At 70.5% G+C, this 17708-nt stretch carries 18 protein-coding genes, 2 tRNA genes and 1 pseudogene; 16 read left to right on the plus strand and 5 right to left on the minus strand.

Features of this window, described 5'->3' with window-relative positions; translation table 11 throughout:
* The first annotated feature begins 1 nt into the window (after position 1).
* The 9 genes and pseudogenes from ACQP2X_RS00045 to ACQP2X_RS00085 all read left to right on the plus strand — a co-directional run bounded on the left by ACQP2X_RS00045 (position 2) and on the right by ACQP2X_RS00085 (position 4705).
* Positions 2-898 carry a DUF3566 domain-containing protein gene (locus tag ACQP2X_RS00045; RefSeq protein ID WP_498693504.1) on the plus strand — a complete coding sequence of 299 codons (897 nt, stop codon included), beginning with the start codon at positions 2-4 and terminating at the stop codon, positions 896-898.
* A gap of 78 nt (positions 899-976) precedes the next feature.
* A tRNA-Ile gene (locus tag ACQP2X_RS00050) sits at positions 977-1050 on the plus strand.
* Positions 1051-1203: 153 nt separating this feature from the next.
* The gene (locus tag ACQP2X_RS00055) at positions 1204-1332 is read left to right on the plus strand and encodes a DLW-39 family protein (RefSeq protein WP_498693505.1); all 129 of its coding nucleotides are present in this window, start codon (positions 1204-1206) and stop codon (positions 1330-1332) included.
* Positions 1333-1348: 16 nt separating this feature from the next.
* Positions 1349-1421: transfer RNA gene (locus ACQP2X_RS00060), tRNA-Ala, on the plus strand.
* Positions 1422-1658: 237 nt separating this feature from the next.
* Entirely contained in the window at positions 1659-2189 is a 531-nt protein-coding gene (locus ACQP2X_RS00065; protein WP_498693506.1) for a DUF6461 domain-containing protein, read from the plus strand.
* A 109-nt stretch (positions 2190-2298) separates the two neighbouring features.
* Positions 2299-2352, plus strand: a pseudogene (locus ACQP2X_RS00070) (hypothetical protein); the annotation flags it as partial.
* Positions 2353-2415: 63 nt separating this feature from the next.
* Positions 2416-2790 (plus strand): hypothetical protein, encoded by a 375-nt coding sequence (locus tag ACQP2X_RS00075; RefSeq protein WP_498701370.1) that lies wholly within the window; start codon positions 2416-2418, stop codon positions 2788-2790.
* An 89-nt stretch (positions 2791-2879) separates the two neighbouring features.
* Positions 2880-4172, plus strand: a complete 1293-nt coding sequence (locus ACQP2X_RS00080; protein ID WP_498693508.1) for a class I SAM-dependent methyltransferase — start codon at positions 2880-2882, stop codon at positions 4170-4172.
* A 131-nt stretch (positions 4173-4303) separates the two neighbouring features.
* A complete protein-coding gene (locus tag ACQP2X_RS00085) occupies positions 4304-4705 on the plus strand; it encodes an NUDIX domain-containing protein (protein ID WP_498693510.1) in 402 nt (133 codons plus the stop codon).
* Between the two features lie 3 nt (positions 4706-4708).
* Here ACQP2X_RS00085 and ACQP2X_RS00090 read toward each other — a convergent pair whose 3' ends face one another.
* Positions 4709-5377 (minus strand): hypothetical protein, encoded by a 669-nt coding sequence (locus ACQP2X_RS00090; RefSeq protein ID WP_498693512.1) that lies wholly within the window; start codon positions 5375-5377, stop codon positions 4709-4711.
* Positions 5378-5480: 103 nt separating this feature from the next.
* On the opposite strand from ACQP2X_RS00090, the gene ACQP2X_RS00095 reads away from it, so the two are divergent.
* On the plus strand, positions 5481-6032 hold the full coding sequence (locus ACQP2X_RS00095) for a YbaK/EbsC family protein (protein ID WP_498701338.1): 552 nt from the start codon (positions 5481-5483) through the stop codon (positions 6030-6032).
* Between the two features lie 25 nt (positions 6033-6057).
* Here ACQP2X_RS00095 and ACQP2X_RS00100 read toward each other — a convergent pair whose 3' ends face one another.
* The 4 genes from ACQP2X_RS00100 to ACQP2X_RS00115 are packed head-to-tail and all read right to left on the minus strand — an operon-like array spanning position 6058 to position 9313.
* Entirely contained in the window at positions 6058-6699 is a 642-nt protein-coding gene (locus tag ACQP2X_RS00100) for a DsbA family oxidoreductase (RefSeq protein WP_498693514.1), read from the minus strand.
* Between the two features lie 11 nt (positions 6700-6710).
* On the minus strand, positions 6711-7145 hold the full coding sequence (locus ACQP2X_RS00105; protein ID WP_498693517.1) for a SufE family protein: 435 nt from the start codon (positions 7143-7145) through the stop codon (positions 6711-6713).
* 13 nt (positions 7146-7158) lie between these two features.
* Positions 7159-7551: a CBS domain-containing protein gene (locus tag ACQP2X_RS00110; RefSeq protein ID WP_498693518.1), complete on the minus strand. Its 393-nt coding sequence runs from the start codon at positions 7549-7551 to the stop codon at positions 7159-7161.
* Between the two features lie 28 nt (positions 7552-7579).
* Complete coding sequence (locus tag ACQP2X_RS00115; protein ID WP_498693521.1) at positions 7580-9313, minus strand: proline--tRNA ligase; 1734 nt, start codon at positions 9311-9313, stop codon at positions 7580-7582.
* Positions 9314-9456: 143 nt separating this feature from the next.
* Between ACQP2X_RS00115 and ACQP2X_RS00120 the strand changes: the two genes are divergently transcribed.
* From ACQP2X_RS00120 to ACQP2X_RS00145, 6 genes are all read left to right on the plus strand, one after another.
* Positions 9457-10230 (plus strand): SGNH/GDSL hydrolase family protein, encoded by a 774-nt coding sequence (locus ACQP2X_RS00120; protein ID WP_498701339.1) that lies wholly within the window; start codon positions 9457-9459, stop codon positions 10228-10230.
* A 21-nt stretch (positions 10231-10251) separates the two neighbouring features.
* Positions 10252-11151 carry a sulfurtransferase gene (locus ACQP2X_RS00125; protein ID WP_498693522.1) on the plus strand — a complete coding sequence of 300 codons (900 nt, stop codon included), beginning with the start codon at positions 10252-10254 and terminating at the stop codon, positions 11149-11151.
* A 65-nt stretch (positions 11152-11216) separates the two neighbouring features.
* Positions 11217-12959 carry an HSP90 family protein gene (locus tag ACQP2X_RS00130; RefSeq protein WP_498693524.1) on the plus strand — a complete coding sequence of 581 codons (1743 nt, stop codon included), beginning with the start codon at positions 11217-11219 and terminating at the stop codon, positions 12957-12959.
* Positions 12959-15721, plus strand: coding sequence for a tetratricopeptide repeat protein (locus tag ACQP2X_RS00135; protein ID WP_498693525.1), 2763 nt, complete (start codon positions 12959-12961; stop codon positions 15719-15721). Before ACQP2X_RS00130 ends, ACQP2X_RS00135 begins: the two co-directional genes overlap by 1 nt.
* A gap of 52 nt (positions 15722-15773) precedes the next feature.
* Positions 15774-16379, plus strand: a complete 606-nt coding sequence (locus ACQP2X_RS00140; RefSeq protein ID WP_498693526.1) for a TetR/AcrR family transcriptional regulator — start codon at positions 15774-15776, stop codon at positions 16377-16379.
* Entirely contained in the window at positions 16380-17708 is a 1329-nt protein-coding gene (locus tag ACQP2X_RS00145) for an acetyl-CoA carboxylase biotin carboxylase subunit (RefSeq protein ID WP_498693527.1), read from the plus strand.

The following is a 17708-nucleotide window of genomic DNA, read 5'->3' on the forward strand; positions in this document are numbered from 1 at the left end:
GATGCCGGAGACACAGGCGAAGTCGGGGGCCACGGGGAGCTCAGCGACTCCGGACGAAGCGGCCAAGAAAGACGCCGCCAAGAACGGACGCGAGTCAGCCGCGGCTCGTACGGCGGCCCCCGCCGAAGCCCCGTCCCCGCCGAAATTCACCCGGGCGCCGGGCATGGCCCCGCCCCCCGGTGAGCCCAACGCCGAAAGTGACGACACGAAACGCCCAGGCGGCATCGTGAAGGGCTCGGCCAGTGTGCCGACCGTCACCAAGGGCAAGGGAGCTGCCCCCGGCAGCACCTCGGGACGCGTCAGCGTGCCCGGCGCCGCCAAGCCAGGCGGCCCCGGCACCGGCCCGCAGCAGCGCCCCGGCGGCGCTGCCGGCGCGCCGGCCCCCGGGCAGACCACCAGCGGCAAGGCCCGCCCCGCCGGCCCGCAGCAGCAGCCTCAGGGCGGCAACGCGGTCGGCGCGGCCCGGGTCACCGAGGCGGTCCGTTCGGCGCGCACCACGGTCACCTCGGCGGCCGCTCGCGGCCCTCGCCGTGCCCGGCTCAACCTCAAGCGGATCGACCCCTGGTCCGTGATGAAGTTCTCGTTCGCCGTCTCCGTCGTGCTCTTCATCGTCGTGGTCGTCGCCACGTCGGTGCTTTACCTGGCCCTCGACGCCATGGGCGTCTGGGGCGAGGTGAACACGAGCCTCAAGGAACTCGTCTCCGCCAGCGGCGGCGACGAGGCCTCAGCCAGCGGTGGCTTCCAGATCACCGCCTGGGGCGTCATCGGCACGTCGATGCTGATCGGAGCCGTGAACGTCGTCCTGTTCACGGCCCTGGCCACCCTCGGCGCCTTCATCTACAACGTCTGCGCCGACCTGGTCGGCGGCGTAGAGCTGACCCTCGCCGAGAGGGACTGACGAAAAGCACAGGGTTGGGGGCCACCCCCGTTTTGGCGGCCTCCACCCCCGTGCGGTAACCTTCGGTGTCGCTTCTGAGGGGCTATAGCTCAGTCGGTTAGAGCGCAGAGCTGATAACTCTGAGGTCGCTGGTTCGATTCCAGCTAGCCCCACGCGCGACAGGCGTCCTGTGTCCGCAAAAAGCGCGGACGCAGGTCGCTTGTCATATCTTCCTGGGGGGCGACCCCCCAGACCCCCACGTTACGGTGGTGGCGGTGAGGGAGTCGCTTGCGCTGCCCTGGTGGGGCTCTTTTAGGGGGTTAGTGATGCTGAAGAAGCTCCTGATCGTTGCTGCGGTTGCTGGCGCGGCGGCTCTTGTTCTTAAGAAGGTCAAGGCGTCTAGTGATGAGCGGGCCCTGTGGCACGAGGCGACTACTACTCCTGATCTGCGCTAGTAGGTAGCGTGGTCTAGGGGCCCTAGCTCAACTGGCAGAGCACCGCCTTTGCAAGGCGGGGGTTAGGGGTTCAAGTCCCCTGGGCTCCACAATGAGACAGAGACGGCCTCGCCCTCAGGGCGGGGTCGTTTTTCGTGGCTGGGGTCTGGGGCAGAGGGTTAGGGCCCTGCCGTGATCTACTACGTGCCGTGCGCAGGCGGAATCTACTGGGGCTGGCAGCTGTAGGGCTTCTGTCAGCGTGCGTCGAAGAGACTCCGGCTCCCAGCCCCTCCGCCGCGGCCATCAAGCGCCAAGCTACTGCTGCTGACTACGCCTGGGTTGACGGTGTGACCGACCTTGACAAGGGCTACTGCTTTGTCTGGGCGGCTAACCTCAAACCCCAGCAGGCCCTTGATCGGCTCAAGGGCAAAGAGCTGGAACGCGTTGCCTGGCAACAACTCGTGGGGGCCGGCGACGGTCAACGGGTCAGTACCGGCAAATACTTCTTCGGTGTGGCCCGTCTGGACACGACCTCCCTGATCATCGAGGACAACGGCACCCTGGGGCTGGCCGATCAGCTGCTCTCCGAGCTCTCCGAGCACACCACGGTCGTCTGCAACTACCACGACCCCGATGCCCGGAGCCGCTTCCTGGTGATGGCCGACCGGGTCGTTCAGCTGGAGTTCGATCCCGCCTCGAACGACAAGCGCCTCGGCACTCAGGCGACCGCGCTGGCCTCGATGATCGACGCGGTCGGCTTCGCCCCGCGGACGGCCGAGGCGGCCTCCTTCGCGCTGGCGGAGCGGCTCACCGGCGTACCCCTGACCCTCGATCTTCTGAAGGAACGGACGTACCTGTTCAGCTCAGCCCCCCGGTGAAAGAGTCATTAGCCGTTCGGTTGTTGCAGTCCCCGATCCGGCGGGCCAATATCCACGTGTGACGATGCGCACACCGGAGTTCCTCTCGATCGGCGAGGCCGCGGTTCTCATGCGGTTCCCTCGGTGGCGCGTGCTCGATCTGTGTGCGAGGGGCTTCCTTCCGTACGTCAATGTCGGGCCCCATCGGCGCGTGCGGCGCTCCGATGTGGAGGCTCTGATTCACCCTGTGCTGACTCGGGAACAGACCGAGCAGCTGTGGTTGCACCGGGCGATCGCGGCCAAGCTGGCGGCTCATCCGCCGGCCGTCCTCGCGGCCGCGGCGATCAATCTGCGGCGGTTGCGTCATCTGCATCCGGCCGGCCGGGAATGGATCTGGCTCGATCGGTGGGAGGCGCTGCTGGACGGTGGCGTGGCCGCGGTCATAGACGTGCTGACCTCTCCGGCGGAGCATGCGGTGAAGCTCCGCAGCACGTCGCCGTTCGCCGGCGTGCTGTCCGAGGCGGAACGACGGGCGGTGCTCTACGCGCTGGCCGAAAGTCGTCGTGACCAGGCAAGACCCATGCGTCTGGAGATCGTGGAACGGGTCATGCGCGCAGTGTGAGTCTCTGATCACAAAGTAGATCAGGACCTTATGTATCTCGCGGAAACGGGCAGATAGTGGAGATCGTCCGCACCCCCGGGGAGGTACCGATGCCGACGACCATTCCTTCTCTGAACACCGCCACGCGGCTCAAGGATCTGCTCGAAGCGCTGTTACAGGCGCCGATGCCCGTACGGCTGCGGGCCTGGGACGGCTCCGAGGCCGGTCCCACCGGCGGGCCGGTGCTGATCATCCGGAACAAGCGGGCCCTGCGCCGGATCATCTGGCAGCCGAACGAGCTCGGCCTGGCCCGGGCGTACGTCTCGGGCGAGATCGACGTCGAGGGTGACCTCTACGAGGCGCTGACCCGGCTCGCGGCCCTGATCTGGCGGGCGCCCGAGCTGCGGGACATTCCGATCCGGGCCGTCTTCGGCGATCTGGTACGCCTCGGCGTGCTCGGCACACAGCCGAAGCCGCCGCCGGAGGAGATGGTCGTCACCGGCAGCCGGCACAGCATGCGGCGCGACCGGCAGGCCATCAGTCACCACTACGACGTCGGCAACGACTTCTACCGGATCGTGCTCGGCCCGAGCATGGTCTACTCCTGCGCCTACTGGACCTCCGACGAGCCCGGCTACGGGCTGGCCGACGCGCAGCGCGACAAGCTCGACCTGATCTGCCGCAAGCTGGGCCTGGAGCCGGGCATGCGCCTGCTCGACGTCGGTTGCGGCTGGGGCAGTCTCGCCATCCACGCCGCCCGCGAGTACGGCGTACAGGTTCTCGGCATCACGCTCTCCACCGAGCAGGCCGACTTCGCGCGGAAGCAGGTGGCCGAGGCCGGCCTCACCGAGCAGGTCGAGATCAGGGTGCAGGACTACCGCGACCTCGACGACGGGCCGTTCGACGCGATCTCCAGCGTCGGCATGGCCGAGCACGTCGGCACCGGCCCGTACAAGGAGTACGCACAGATCCTTTACGGTCAGCTGAAGCCCGGCGGGCGCCTGCTCAACCATCAGATCTCCCGGCTCCGCCTGCCCGAGAAGCAGCCGCATCAGCAGCGTTCCTTCATCGACGCGTACGTCTTCCCGGACGGCGAGCTGGCACCCATCGGCACCACGACCACGCTGCTGGAAGAAGCCGGTTTCGAGGTACGCGACGTGCACGCGCTACGGGAGCACTACGGCCGCACCCTGCGCGCGTGGGTGGCGAACCTGGAATCCGACTGGGCCGAGGCGGTTTCGCTCACCAGTCCGGGCCGCGCCCGCGTGTGGCGGCTCTACATGGCGGCGTCGGCGCTCGCCTTCGAACAGGCACGAATCGGTGTGAACCAGATCCTCGCGGTCAAGGAGCACCGTGACGGTACGAGTGATATGCCCGCTACACGTGGTTCCTATTCGGTGTAATCGATGGTGTCGCCGGACGAGAGTCCTTTTCGGTCGGTGACGGTTCGATTACGCAGGAACGAATCCGGACGTTATCCACAGCTTTTCCTCTGGTCGTGCGTGAACCCTTGACGGCCGGTTAGCCTGCGATCGTGGACGAACGAAAACGGGCCGCCGCCGTGATCGTGCGGGACGGGCGCGTGCTGATGGTGCACGAGCGCAGCCGACGATCCGGTGGCGGCGAGTGGTGGACCCTGCCCGGTGGCGGTCTGGAGCCGGGCGAGACCGCCGAGCAGGCGGTCCGCCGGGAGGTGTTCGAGGAGACGGGTCTGGTGGTCGGCGAGGCCCGGCACATTCTCGAGATGCCGTACCCGTCGGGCATGACCTCGGTCTTCTCGGTGACCGTGGCCGACGGCGAGCCCCGGGTGGGCGCCGACGACGGCGTGGGCCCGGAGCCGCTCGGCCTCGACTGGCTGCCGGCGCCGGAGCTGCCCATCGAGACCCACGGCGGTGTGCCCGTCCCGCCGATGATCGTCGTGCTGCCGACGGCGTGAGAGCTACCTGACCGCTTCCGCGTGTTCGGCCGCGCGGCCGGAAGCGTCGCCGATAGAGCGGTGGGGGGCGGAGGCGGCGGCGGTGTGGTTCGCCGTCGCGGTCTGGATGCGGGCCGCCGCGTGGACAGCCTTCGCAGCCGGCGACTTGACCGCAGCTGAAGCCGAACCCCCAGCTGAAGCCGAGCCCGCCGCCGAGCCTGCGGCTGAAGTTGAGCCCGCAGCTGAAGCCGAGCCTGCGGCCGGGGCCGCCGCTGGGGCTGCCATTGCGGGTGCCTTTGCTGATGGCATTGTTGCCGGGGTCTTCGCGGCGCGGCGGCGCTCGGTGACGAAATAAGCGCAGGCGGCGGCATAAGCGGCGGCCAGGCCGAGGCCCACGTACCGCTCCGCCCCGGACTGCAGGATCGCCATCATCAGGGACAGCTCGGCCCAGATGCCGAGCAGCACCGCGTTCACCGAGTCCGACCGGCTCCAGCGGGCCGGGAAGCCCCGCCGGGCCTGCCGCCTGATCTCCACCGTGAGTGAGTGGGCCAGCCCGGCGGTCAGCAGGATCAGCAGGAACGTGGCGAACACCGAATGCGTGCCCCCGCCCGAGGCGGCCGCGATCGCGGTACCGCCGACCAGCAGAGCCAGGCCGCTGACGGTACCTACGCGAGAGCTACGACGTTCCTCCACAGCCTTTGTTAGTCGGCAGAATCCGGCCCCGTCTGAGGAGTAGGACACCCTGGGGTGGGAGGACTACCTGGCGTCCGACTATTGAGCGAGGATGGCGGGCGTGATGGGAAGCCTGAAGCTCGAACCCGCCCAGTCCCGCCCCGACCTGCTGGCCGCGCCGGTCTCCAAAGCTCTGACCGTCTGGCCCGAGGATGCGCCGGTCGACGCCGACCAGGTGCTGGTCGCCCCGATCGACCCGGAGTTGGCCGACACGGCGGCGTTCTGCGAGGCGTACGACGTGGGTCTGGACGTCTCGGCCAACTGCGTGATCGTCGCGGGACGCCGCGGTGAGGTGACCCGCTACGCGGCCTGCATCGTGCTGGCCACCACCCGGGCCGATGTGAACGGCGTGGTCCGTCGCTACCTGGACGCGCGCAAGGCCAGCTTCGCGCCGATGGACGACGCGGTGCGGCTGACCGGCATGGAGTACGGCGGCATCACCCCGATCGGCCTGCCCGCAGACTGGCCCATCCTGGTCGATGCCCGGGTCGCGGCCACGCCGCACGTCATCGTCGGATCGGGCGTGCGGCACAGCAAGATCGCCATCGCCGGCCCGGCCCTCGGCGCGCTGCCGGGCGCCGAGGTGATCGCCGATCTGGCCAAGCCGATCGACTAGTTCCGATACCGTTTCACGTGGAACGTCATCGACCCGCGTCGACGGCCTCGCGACGGGCGATCTCCTCGAGGGCGGTCAGGATCGTGGCCGAATCCTGGGCGCCCTGGATGGCGTACTTGCCGTCCACCACGAAGAACGGAACGCTCGAGATGCCCAGCTCGCGGGCCTCGGTCAGGTCGGTCTCGACCGCGCTCGTGCCGGCGTCGGTGTCGAGGTAGGCGGCGGCCGCCGCCTGGTCGAGCCCGATCGAACCGGCCACCGCGGCCAGGGCCGGGCGCGAGCCGACGTCGATGCCCTCGGCGAAGTGTGCCCGCTGGAGCGCGTCGAGCATCTCGGTCTGACGACCCTGGTGGGCGGCCCACGCGATCAGCCGGTGGCTGTCGAACGTGTTGGCCGCGACCGCTCGGTCGTAGTCGATCGTGATGCCCTCGCCGTCGGCGATCGAGGTCACGTGGCCGAGCATCTGATCCACCCGCTCGGCGCCGCCGAACTTGGCCGCCATGGCCTGTTTGATCGGCAGGGGTGCCGGCACCGGCGCCGGGTCGAGCTGGAACGCGCGGTAGGTGACCGTGACGTCGCCCGGGTGCTCGGCCAGGGCCTTCTCGAGGCGGTGGCGTCCGAGGTAGCACCAGGGGCAGACGACGTCGGACCAGACCTGAATATCCACGAGACGGAACCCTAACGCGCCGCGACCTGGGCGGCGATCTGCCTCTTGAGCCGGGCCAGGATGGCCGAGCCGCCACGGATGCGCAGCGGGCTGATCGCCTGGGCCAGGCCCATCCGCGCGTAGAGGTCGTCGGGCACGGCGAGGATCTCGGCCGTCGTCGCTCCGGCCAGGCCCTCGGCCAGGATGCCGGCGAAGGCCCGGGTGGTCGGTGCCTCGGGCGGGCAGTCGAACCAGGTGACGACGGTGTCGTCCGGCTGCACCGTCGCCTTGAGGAAGAACTGGGTCTGACACTCGGGCACCTGCTCCATGCCGTCGTGCCCGGCCAGGTCGGCCGGGAGCGGCGGCATGGAGTCGGCGAACTCGAGCAACATTTCGAGCACCACGTCACGCGGTGCCGAGGCGAACTCGTCGACGATCTCGGCGAGCTTGGCTGGCATGTCGGTCACAAAGCGACACTACTCAGGCCGGCGCGGACGTCGGCAGGAGTGCCACATCGCTCAGGCTGATGATGCCCACCAGCTTGCGGTCGGCGTCGCACACGAGCAGCCGGCGGACGCCGCGCTCACGCATCGCCTGCACGGCCTCGTCCACGGTGGCCGACTGCTCCACCATGATCAGCTCATGGGAGGTGACGTCGCCCAGGGACGTCGTCTTGACGGGCAGGTTCTCGGCGATCGCGCGCACCACGATGTCGCGGTCGGTGACCAGGCCGATCATCGTCGGCCCGCGGGTCACCACGACGTCGCCGATAGCGCGATCGCGCATCACCTGAGCGGCCTCGTCCAGCATGGTCGCTTCCGGCAGGTAGACGACCTGCCGGGTCATGACATCAGCGACCGATGGCCTCGCCATGCGCACACCTCCCGTGTTGTGAATGGAGTTACCCGAGTGCAGACGTGATTACACGCGGTATGTCCGTGATCGGCACCTCTTCACGCTTGCCTGTGCGGCGATCGCGAAATTCGGCGAATCCCTCGGCGAGCCGGCGGCCCACCACGACCGACCGGCCGATGCCGATGAGCTCGGCGTCGGTGAACTTCACGCCGGCCGACACGTTCGGCCGGTCGTCGACCAGGACCCGCAGGCCCGCGTCGCGCAACGAGGCGCCGAGCGACAGCGCCGCCTCGATCTGGCCGTCCTTGCCGGCGGCCACGATGTGCACGTCGGCCGGGGCCACCTCGTCCGGCCAGAGCAGGCCGCGCTCGTCGTGGTGCTGCTCGGCGATCGCGGCCACCGCGCGGGACACCCCGATGCCGTACGACCCCATGGTCGGCCGGACCGGCTTGCCGTCGACGCCCAGCACGTCCACCTTGAACGCCTCGGTGTAGCGGCGGCCGAGCTGGAAGATGTGCGCGATCTCGATGCCGCGGCGGAGGGTGAGCGAGCCGTCCGCGCAGGCCGGGCAGGGATCACCGGCGCGCACCTCGGCCGCCTCGATCGTGCCGTCGACGGTGAAGTCGCGGCCCGCCACCACGTTCACGGCGTGGCGGCCGGGCTCGTTGGCCCCGGTGAGCCAGGCCGTGCCCGGGGCGACCCGGGGGTCGGCCAGATAGCGCGCCTTGATGCCCTGCGGGCCGATGTAGCCCTTGACCAGGTCGGGCCGGGTGGCGAAGTCGTCGAAGAGGGTGGCCGTGGCCGGCGCCAGCGAGGCGTCGAGGCGCTTCATGTCGACCTCGCGGTCGCCCGGCACGCCGATCACCAACACCTCGTCCTCGACACCGGGACGGTGCACGGTGACGACCACGTTCTTCAGCGTGTCGGCGGCCGTCCAGTCGGTGCGGCCGCCGAGGGCGCGCGTATTGGCCAGGTCGACGAGGGAGGCGATCGTCGGCGTATCGGGGGTGTCGTGGACGGTCAGGTGTCCAGGCTCACTCGCGATCGAGGCCGGCGCCGGTGTGATGACCGCCTCGGTGTTGGCGGCGTACGAGCAGGAAGTGCAGCCGACGAACGTGTCCTCGCCCACCTCGCTGGCGGCCAGGAACTCCTCGGAGGCGGAGCCGCCCATCGCGCCCGACACGGCCGAGACGATCGTGTGGTCCAGCCCGAGGCGCGTGAACGTGCGCTGATAGGCCGCGCGCACCTCGGCGTAGGCCGAAGCCAGGGCCTCGTCGGTGAGCGAGAACGAGTACGCGTCCTTCATCAGGAACTCGCGGCCGCGCAGCAGCCCGGCCCGGGGGCGGGCCTCGTCGCGATACTTGGTCTGGATCTGGAACAGCAGGAGCGGGAAGTCGCGGTAGGAGCTGGTCATGTCCTGCACGAGCAGGGTGAACATCTCCTCGTGGGTGGGCGCGAGCAGGTAGTCGGCGCCGCGCCTGTCCTTCAGCGTGAAGATGTCGTCGCCGTACTCGGTCCAGCGGTTCGTCGTCTCGTAGGGCTCGCGGGGCAGCAGCGCCGGGAACGACACCTCCTGGGCGCCGATCGCCTCCATCTCGTCGCGGACGACGGCGGCCACCCGGTCGAGGACGAGCTTGCCGAGCGGCAGCCACGTATATCCACCCGGGGCGGCGCGGCGGACATATCCGGCGCGCAGCAGCAGCCGATGACTCGGCACCTCAGCCTCGGCCGGCTCCTCACGAAGGGTGCGAAGCAGCAAGGTGGACATTCGCAGAAGCATGCGGAGCAGCGTAGATACCCCGCCCGGGGTGCGGCCACCGCTTTACACCGTGTCGCCATCGTCACGCTACCGACGGACTTGCTTCGGTGGAAATGTGTTCCCCACGAGCAAATTTTAGGGCGCGTTAAGGGGGGGGCCGCGTGATGGCCTGGAAGAGCTTCGTGGCAATGGGGGACAGCTTCACCGAGGGGCTGAACGACGCTTACCCGGACGGCAGTTTCCGGGGCTGGGCCGACCTGGTGGCCGCCCGCATGGCCGTCGACGCCGGACCCGATTTCGGCTACGCGAACCTGGCGGTCCGCGGCAAGCTGTTCGGCCAGATCGTCGACGAGCAACTCGAGCCGGCACTGGCCATGAAGCCCGGCCTGGTGAGCTTCGCGGCCGGCGGGAACGACTCGCTGCGCCCCCGCGTCGACCCGTACGCGCTGGTCGAGCGGATGGACTCGGTGGTCAGGAGCGTGCGGGCCACCGGCGCTGACATGATCCTGTTCCGCTTCGCCGACGTGACGGTCAACCTGCCGGCCATGCTCGGCCGCCGGGCCGCGGTGCTCAACGACGGAGCCCGGGCGATCGGGGAGAAATACGGGGCGTACGTCATCGATCTGTTCGCCGACGACGCCTTCCGCCACCCGCACATGTGGGCGCCGGACCGGCTCCACCTCTCGCCGGCCGGACACCGCCGTGTCGCCGGGCACGTGCTGAACGCCCTCGGCGTCGGCTGCGACGACCAGTGGATGCTGGTGCCGCCGAACCCCGAGCCCACGCCGTGGCTGCTCGCCCGGGGCGCCGACCTGCGCTGGGCCCGTGAGCACCTGGCGCCCTGGGTCGGCCGCCACCTGCGCGGGCACTCCTCGGGCGACCAGATCATGGCCAAGCGCCCACGACTGGCCCCGGTGACGGGCGACATCGCGGCCTGACGAGGGACTAGCGTGACAACCATGTCCGTTGCGAACGATCCGGCACCCGCGCTCCAGGCGTACGCGCACCCCGACAAGCTCGTCACCACCGAGTGGCTCGCCGCCAACCTCGACACCCCGGGCCTGGTGGTGGTCGAGTCGGACGAGGACGTGCTTCTCTACGACACCGGGCACATCCCCGGCGCCGTCAAGGTCGACTGGCATCTGGAGCTCAACGACCAGCTCACCCGCGACTACCTCGACCCGGCCGCCTTCGCCGCGCTGCTCTCGGCCAAGGGCATCGGCCGTGACGACACGGTCGTCTTCTACGGCGACAACTTCAACTGGTGGGCGGCGTACGCCCTCTGGGTCTTCAGCCTGTTCGGCCACCGCGACGTCCGGCTGCTCGACGGCGGCCGGCAGAAATGGGCGGCCGAGGGCCGTCCGCTGACCCGTGACCGCACCGAACGGCCGGCCGCCGACTATCCGGTGCCGGTCCGCAACGACGCCGAGATCCGCGCCTTCCGCGACCAGGTCATGGCCCACATCAGCAGCGGCCGCCCGCTGGTCGACGTGCGCTCCCCGCAGGAATACACGGGCGAGCTGACCCACATGGAGGCCTATCCGCAGGAGGGCGCGCTGCGCGGCGGGCACATCCCGGGCGCGGTCAGCAAGCCGTGGAAATCGGCGGCGAACGAGGACGGCACCTTCCGGCCGGCCGACGAGTTGACCAAGATCTACCGCGATGAGCTGGGGCTCGACTCGAGCGACGACATCATCGCGTACTGCCGGATCGGCGAGCGGTCGAGCCACACCTGGTTCGTGCTGCACCACCTGCTCGGATATCCGCAGGTGCGCAACTACGACGGTTCCTGGACCGAGTGGGGCAACCTGGTGCGGGCGCCGATCGCCAAGGGCACCGAGCCGGGCGGCTTGAGCTGAAAAGAAACGGGGCGGCCTGAAAAACCGCCCCGTTCTTGTCGGTGGGTGGCGGTACCTTGTCCGCCGTGAGCAACACGTTCCAGGTCGATCTCCGGGGCATCGTCGACCTGCTGAGTCACCACCTCTACGCGAGCCCCCGCGTCTACGTCCGCGAGCTGCTGCAGAACGCGGTCGATGCCATCACCGCGACCGGTGACCTCGCGTCCGGGTCGGTGACCCTCACCACCGGCGACCACGGGCTGCGCGTGGCCGACAACGGCATCGGGCTCACCGAGGCCCAGGTCCACGAGCTGCTGGCCACCATCGGCCGCAGCTCGAAACGCGACGAGCTCGGCTTCCAGCGCCACGAGTTCCTCGGCCAGTTCGGCATCGGCCTGCTCTCGTGCTTCCTGGTCGCCGACGAGATCCGCGTGCACACCCGCCGGGCCGGGGCCGAGCCGGTGCTGTGGACCGGATATTCCGACGGCCGCTACGACGTCCGGGCCGGCGACGACCGCGAGCCCGGGACCACGGTCACCCTGCTGCCGCGCCGCGGCTCGGAGCATCTCTTGAGCAGTACGTCCGTGCGCGAGCTGGCCGAGCTCTACGGCTCCCTGCTGCCGGTGCGGGTCGAGGTCGACGGCCGGCGGGTGACCGCCGGGTCGGTGCCCTGGTCAGACAGCGACGCCGCCCTCACGGCGTACGGGGAGAAGGTCTTCGGTTTCCGGCCTTTCGACACCGTCGAGCTGAACGTGCCCGAGGCCGGGCTGACCGGCGTCGCCTTCATCCTGCCGACCCCGGTCAACCCGGCCACCCGCGGCGGACACCGCGTCTATCTCAAGCGCATGCTGCTCTCCGAGAGCGTCGAGGGCCTGCTGCCGGAGTGGGCGTTCTTCGCCCGTTGCGTGGTCGACAGCACCGAGCTCCGCCCCACCGCGAGCCGCGAGGCGCTCTACGACGACGGTCTGCTCGCCGACACGCGCGAGGCGATCGCCGACCAGCTGCGGGGCTGGCTGGTCCGGCTGGCCGCCACCGATCCGCGCAAGCTGTCCCGTTTCCTCGAGATCCACCACCTCGGCGTCAAGGCCCTGGCCCTGCACGACGACGAGATGCTGCGCCTGGTCGAGCAGTGGTACGCCATGGAGACCAACATGGGCCGGCTGACGCTGGCCGAGTTCCGCGAGCGGTACGGCGTGATCCGCTACGCGGCCACCACCGACGAGTTCCGCCAGCTCGCCGCCGTCGCCGCCGCCCAGGAGGTGGCCCTGATCAACGGTGGCTACGTCTACGACGCCGACCTCATCCAGCGGCTGGCCACAGTGGACTCCGACGTGCGGGTCGAGCGGCTCGAGCCGTCCGACCTGGCCACCCGGTTCACCGCGGTCGACACCGAGACCGAGTTGCGGCTGCGCCCGTTCCTCACCGCCGCCCAGCGCCGGCTCGACCGGCTCGGCTGCGAGGTCCAGGTCCGCGCGTTCGACCCGGCCAACCTTCCCGCGCTCTATCTGGTGAGCCGTTCGGCCGCGTTCCACGAGGAGTTCACCACCGGCCGCGACCGCGCCGACGATCTGTGGGGCGGCGTGCTCGACGCGCTGGCCCACACCGCGCCGGCCGACCGGCCCCAGCTGGTGCTCAACCACCGCAACCCGTTGGTGCGGCGGGTGATCGCCATCGCCGACCCCGAGCTGATCGGCCTGGCCGTCGAGTCGCTCTACGGCCAGGCGCTGATGCTGGGCCACCACCCGATCAAGCCGGCCGACGCCGCGCTGCTGACCACGTCGTTCCTGGGCCTGCTGGAGCGGGCCGTCCCGGGGGAGAAGGACGCCTGATGAAGACCGCCGAGGAGCTCTGGGAGCTGATCTCCCAGGCCGACGACATGCCGTACGGCGCCGCGCAGATCGCGATGGTCGAGCAGATCCTGCGTCACGTCGACGCGGTGAACGATCCGCAGCTGGCCTTCGTCACCCGCATGATCGCCAGTAACGCCTACATCTACGGCGGCGAGCCGGCCAAGGCGTTCGTCACCTTCTCCTGGTGCATCGGCGATTTCGACCGCAACCCGCAGCCGTACCACCAGCGGGCCCAGCACAACCTGCTCTGGCTCTTCAAGGCCATGGTCAACGCGCTCACCAAGTTCCCCGAGGTGCCGCTGGCCCGCACCTATGCGGTGCTCGACGACATGGAGCGGCGCTACCGCGAGTTCGGCCGCGGCATGGGCGCGCTCTACAAATACCGCTACGTCGTGGCCGACCACGTCGGCCTGCGCGACGACGCCGACTCCTGGTACGAGAAGTGGCAGGCCGCCCCGCGCGACAGTCTCTCCGACTGCGTCGGCTGCGACCCCACCGACGTCGCGGCCCACCTGTCCGAGCGCGGCCGTTTCGCCGAGGCGGTCGAGCACGCCCATCCGGTGCTCGAGGGCACGCTCAACTGCACCGAGCAGCCGCAGACGATCCTCGAGGAGCTGATGGTTCCCTATCTGCTCACCGGGCGTCTGGGCGAGGCCGCCGACGCGCATCGCCGGTCGTACCGTCTCCAGCGCTCCAACCTGGCCGACATGGCCGACATCGCCGGCCACATCACCTTCTGCTCCCGCACGGGCAACGAGAGCCGCGGCCTGGAGATCCTGCAGCGCCACATCGACTGGCTCGACAAGGCCCCGTCGCCGATGGCGGCCATGGAGTTCGCCGCCGCCGGTGGCCACCTGCTGCGCCGCGTCACCGAGCTGGGCCACGGCGACGCGGTCGTGCGCCGCGCCGGCCGTCCCGACACCACCGCGGCCGAGCTGGCCACCGAGCTCGCGACCCAGGCGTCCGAGCTGGCGGCCCGGTTCGACGCCCGCAACGGCACCACCGAGCAGAGCCGCCGCATCGCCGAGTGGCTGGCCCGCGAGCCGTTCGGCGTCACGCTGGCCCTGTCGCCGACCGCGCGCCCGGCCGAGGCCGCGCCGCGGATCGTGGTGGAAAAGGAGGAGCCGGTCGAGGTTCCGGCCGGCCTGAGCGCGGACGAGCTGCTCACCCTGGCCGAGGAGCACGCCGGCGCCGACCGCGACGAGGCCGTGACCGCGGCCTTGGCCGAGCTCGACCGGCGGTTCCCCGGCCTCGACGCCGAGCACCGCGCGTCCGACGCCGGCCTCACTGTCGAGCCTCGCCGTTCGGCCGACGCCGGCCTCACCGTCGAGCAGGCCGGCCGGCGTGCTGCCCTCGAGGGCGGCGTCATCGACTGGCGCGAGGATCCCGAGGAGGTCGAGCGGCTCTGGCGCCGCGCGATCGACCTGCTGACCGAGGCCGGCGCGACCGAGCGCGCGGCCGCGACGAGCGGCCGCCTCGGCATCCTCTACTGCCTGACCGATCGGGCTTCCGAGGGCCTCGCCATGGTGCGGGCCGAGGTGGCGCACATGACCGATCACGGCGACGACCGTCAGCGGTCGCGCGCGTGGTCACACCTGGCCATCGCGCAGTTCGTGGCCGACGACTTCGCCGCCGCCGGCGAGAGCCTCGACCGCTCCGACGAGTTCGCCGAGGCCGCCGGCCTGCCCCGGTTCCGCGCCGACAACGCGATCTGGCGGGCCCGCACCCTGATGGCCCACAGCGAGTCGGCCCAGAGCGAGTCGGCTCCCGTGCCCGAGATCCGCGAGCAGGCGCTTGCCGCGGTGTCGCGGGCGCGTGACTTCTATCGGGAGCACGGGCCTGCGGCCCGCACCGCCGAGGCCGCTCTGATGGTGGCCGACCTCGCCACCGGCGCCGAGCAGGTGGTCGAGGCCTTCGGCGAGGTGCTGGCCGGTGGCCGTCCCGAGGTGGCGCTGATGGCCCGCGCCGGTCGCGGCCGGGCGCTGCTCCACCTCGACCGGGCCGCTGAGGCCGTCCACGACCTGGTCGAGGCCGTCGCCCTCTGTGCCGAGCAGGACGAGGAGCGGGGTGGCGCCTTCGTCCGGCAGGACCTCGCCATCGCGTACAAGGAGTCGGGCCGCCCGGTCGAGGCGGCCGAAGTGGCCGAGGAGGCGCTGCTGCGCTTCGAGCGGCTCGAGCTCGGCGCCCCGGCCGACGACGTGCGCTTCCTGCTCGCCGGCCTCTACCGCGAGATCGGCGACAACCAGGGCGCCCTCACCCTCTACCGCGCGCTGATCGAGAGCCTGGCCGGCAACCCGGCCGGGCGCGGGCAGGTCGGCGAGCAGGCGGGCGCCCTGCTCTACGATCTCGACCGCGACGGCGAGGCGGCGCAGGTCTTCGAGGCTGCGGCCGAGGCGCTGCACGAGGCCGGCGATCTGATCGGCGAGCTGCGCCTGCTGCGCCGGCGGGTGAGCGCCCTGCACTACGCCGACGACGCGCCCACCGGCCTGGCCGAGGCCGACCGGGCCGAGAAGCTCTACGCCGAGCTCCCGCCCGAGCTGGCCGCCGAGCCGAACGCGATCTGGCAGCGCTCGATGGTCGCCCGCGAAGCCGCCGGCCTGCTCATGGCCCGTGGCCGGCACGCCGAGGCGGTGGCCCGGCTGGAGGAGTTGCCGCAGCGTCTGCGGGCTATCGGCGCCGAGGAGGACGCCGCCACGATCGAGAACATGCTGGGGGAGGCGCGGAACCCTACCGATGAGTAGAATCCTTAACGCACGTTAAGCACACGGCTTGACAGAGGGTTAGAGTGACCTCGTGACAACGGTTGATCAGCAGCAGCGCCCGGGGCCGCCCGCTCCCCGGCGGCGGTCGCGCCGCGACGAGATCCTGGAGATCGCGGTGGGTCTGTTCGCGGCCCGTGGCTATCACGGTGTCTCGATGGACGACATCGGCTCGGCCGCCGGCGTGACCGGTCCGGCGCTCTATCACCACTTCGCCGGCAAAGAGGCGATGCTCGTGGCGGCGCTCGTCCCGGTGAGCGAGGGCCTGCTGCACGGCGGTGAGGCCCGCGTCGCGCTGCATCCCGACGACGCCAGCGCCGCGCTGGCCGACCTGATCGACTTCCACGTCGAGTTCGCGCTGGCCAACCCGGCCGTGATCGCCCTGCACCTGCACGAGCTCGACCGCCTGCCCGAGGAGCCGCGGCGCCAGATCCGCCGGCTCCAGCGGCTCTACGTCGAGGAGTGGGTGGCCGTGCTGGGCAAGCTGCGCCCCGAGCTCGACGCGGCCGAGGCCCGCGTGCTGGCCCACGCGGCCTTCGGCCTCATGAACTCGACGCCGTTCCTGGGCGGCGAGGTCGACCGCCGCCGCCGGGCCGCGCTGCTGCGCGAGGCCACCATCCACGCGCTGACGGGGCACTGAATGATCGAGTCGCTGCTCGTCGCGAACCGGGGCGAGATCGCCCGGCGGATCGTCCGGACCGCCCGGCAGCTCGGCATCCGCACGATCGCCGTGCACTCCGAGGCCGACGCCGGCATGCCGTTCGTGCTCGAGGCCGACGAGGCGGTGTGCGTCGGCCCGGCCAACCCGGCCGAGAGCTACCGCAACGCCGACGCCGTCCTGGCCGCCGCGAAATCGACCGGCGCGCAGGCCATCCACCCGGGTTACGGCTTCCTCAGCGAGAACGCCGACTTCGCCCGCGCGGTCGAGGCCAACGGCCTCATCTGGGTCGGCCCCGGCCCCGAGGCGATCGCCGCGATGGGCGACAAGATCAATGCGCGCAACATCATGGCCGCGGCCGGCGTGCCGGTCGCGCCGGGCTCGCACGATCCGGCGGCCACTGTGGACGCCGCCGTCGCGGCCGCCACCGAGATCGGATATCCGGTGATGGTCAAGGCCGCCGCCGGCGGTGGCGGCATGGGCATGGCGGTCGCCGACGACGAAAAGGCGCTGCGTGTCGAGTTCGACAAGGTGCGTGGCTTCGCCGAGCGCATGTTCGGCGACGGCTCGGTGCTGATCGAGCGCTATTTCCCCCGGGTGCGCCACGTCGAGGTGCAGATCCTCGGCCTGGCCGACGGGCGGGTGATCGCCCTGTCCGAGCGTGAGTGCTCGGTGCAGCGCCGCAACCAGAAACTGGTGGAGGAGACGCCCAGTCCGGCCGTCTCGCCCGAGCTGCGTGAGCGTTTCCTGGCCGCCGCGGTGCGGGCCGGCGAGGCCGTCGGCTATCGCAACGCCGGCACGGTCGAGTGCCTGCTCGACCCCACCACCGGCGAGTTCTTCTTCCTCGAGATGAACACGCGTCTTCAGGTCGAACACCCGATCACCGAGATCATCCACGGCATCGACCTGGTCGAGGAGCAGCTGCGCATCGCGTCGGGCGAGCTGACCGACCCGGCGCGGGCCACCAGCGGCCACGCGATCGAGTTCCGGGTCAACGCCGAAGACCCGAAACGCTTCTTCCCCGGCCCCGGCCCGATCACCACGTGGGTCGAGCCGTCCGGCGAGGGTGTGCGCGTCGACTCCGGCTATGCCGAGGGCACGGCGGTCACCCAGCATTACGACTCGCTGATGGCCAAGCTGATCGTCGTGGGCGCCGATCGGGACGAGGCCCTCGCGCGGGCCCGCGCCGCGGTCGCCGGTTTCCAGATCGCCGGCCCCAAGAACAACCTGCCATTCTTCGCCGAGCTGCTGGAGAACCCGGAGTTCCTGTCCGGTGACTACGACACCGGCATCGTGTCCCGAATGAGGTGA

The sequence above is a fragment of the Actinoplanes sp. CA-131856 genome (genome assembly GCF_050956135.1).
Lineage (GTDB): Bacteria > Actinomycetota > Actinomycetes > Mycobacteriales > Micromonosporaceae > Actinoplanes.

Coding starts and splice junctions, on each gene's coding strand:
- ACQP2X_RS00045 (WP_498693504.1), top strand. CDS start 2: ATGCCGGAGACACAGGCGAAGTCGGGGGCCACGGGGAGCTCAGCGACT.
- ACQP2X_RS00055 (WP_498693505.1), top strand. CDS start 1,204: ATGCTGAAGAAGCTCCTGATCGTTGCTGCGGTTGCTGGCGCGGCGGCT.
- ACQP2X_RS00080 (WP_498693508.1), top strand. CDS start 2,880: ATGCCGACGACCATTCCTTCTCTGAACACCGCCACGCGGCTCAAGGAT.
- ACQP2X_RS00095 (WP_498701338.1), top strand. CDS start 5,481: ATGGGAAGCCTGAAGCTCGAACCCGCCCAGTCCCGCCCCGACCTGCTG.
- ACQP2X_RS00110 (WP_498693518.1), bottom strand. CDS start 7,551: ATGGCGAGGCCATCGGTCGCTGATGTCATGACCCGGCAGGTCGTCTAC.
- ACQP2X_RS00115 (WP_498693521.1), bottom strand. CDS start 9,313: ATGCTTCTGCGAATGTCCACCTTGCTGCTTCGCACCCTTCGTGAGGAG.
- ACQP2X_RS00120 (WP_498701339.1), top strand. CDS start 9,457: ATGGCCTGGAAGAGCTTCGTGGCAATGGGGGACAGCTTCACCGAGGGG.
- ACQP2X_RS00125 (WP_498693522.1), top strand. CDS start 10,252: ATGTCCGTTGCGAACGATCCGGCACCCGCGCTCCAGGCGTACGCGCAC.
- ACQP2X_RS00135 (WP_498693525.1), top strand. CDS start 12,959: ATGAAGACCGCCGAGGAGCTCTGGGAGCTGATCTCCCAGGCCGACGAC.
- ACQP2X_RS00145 (WP_498693527.1), top strand. CDS start 16,380: ATGATCGAGTCGCTGCTCGTCGCGAACCGGGGCGAGATCGCCCGGCGG.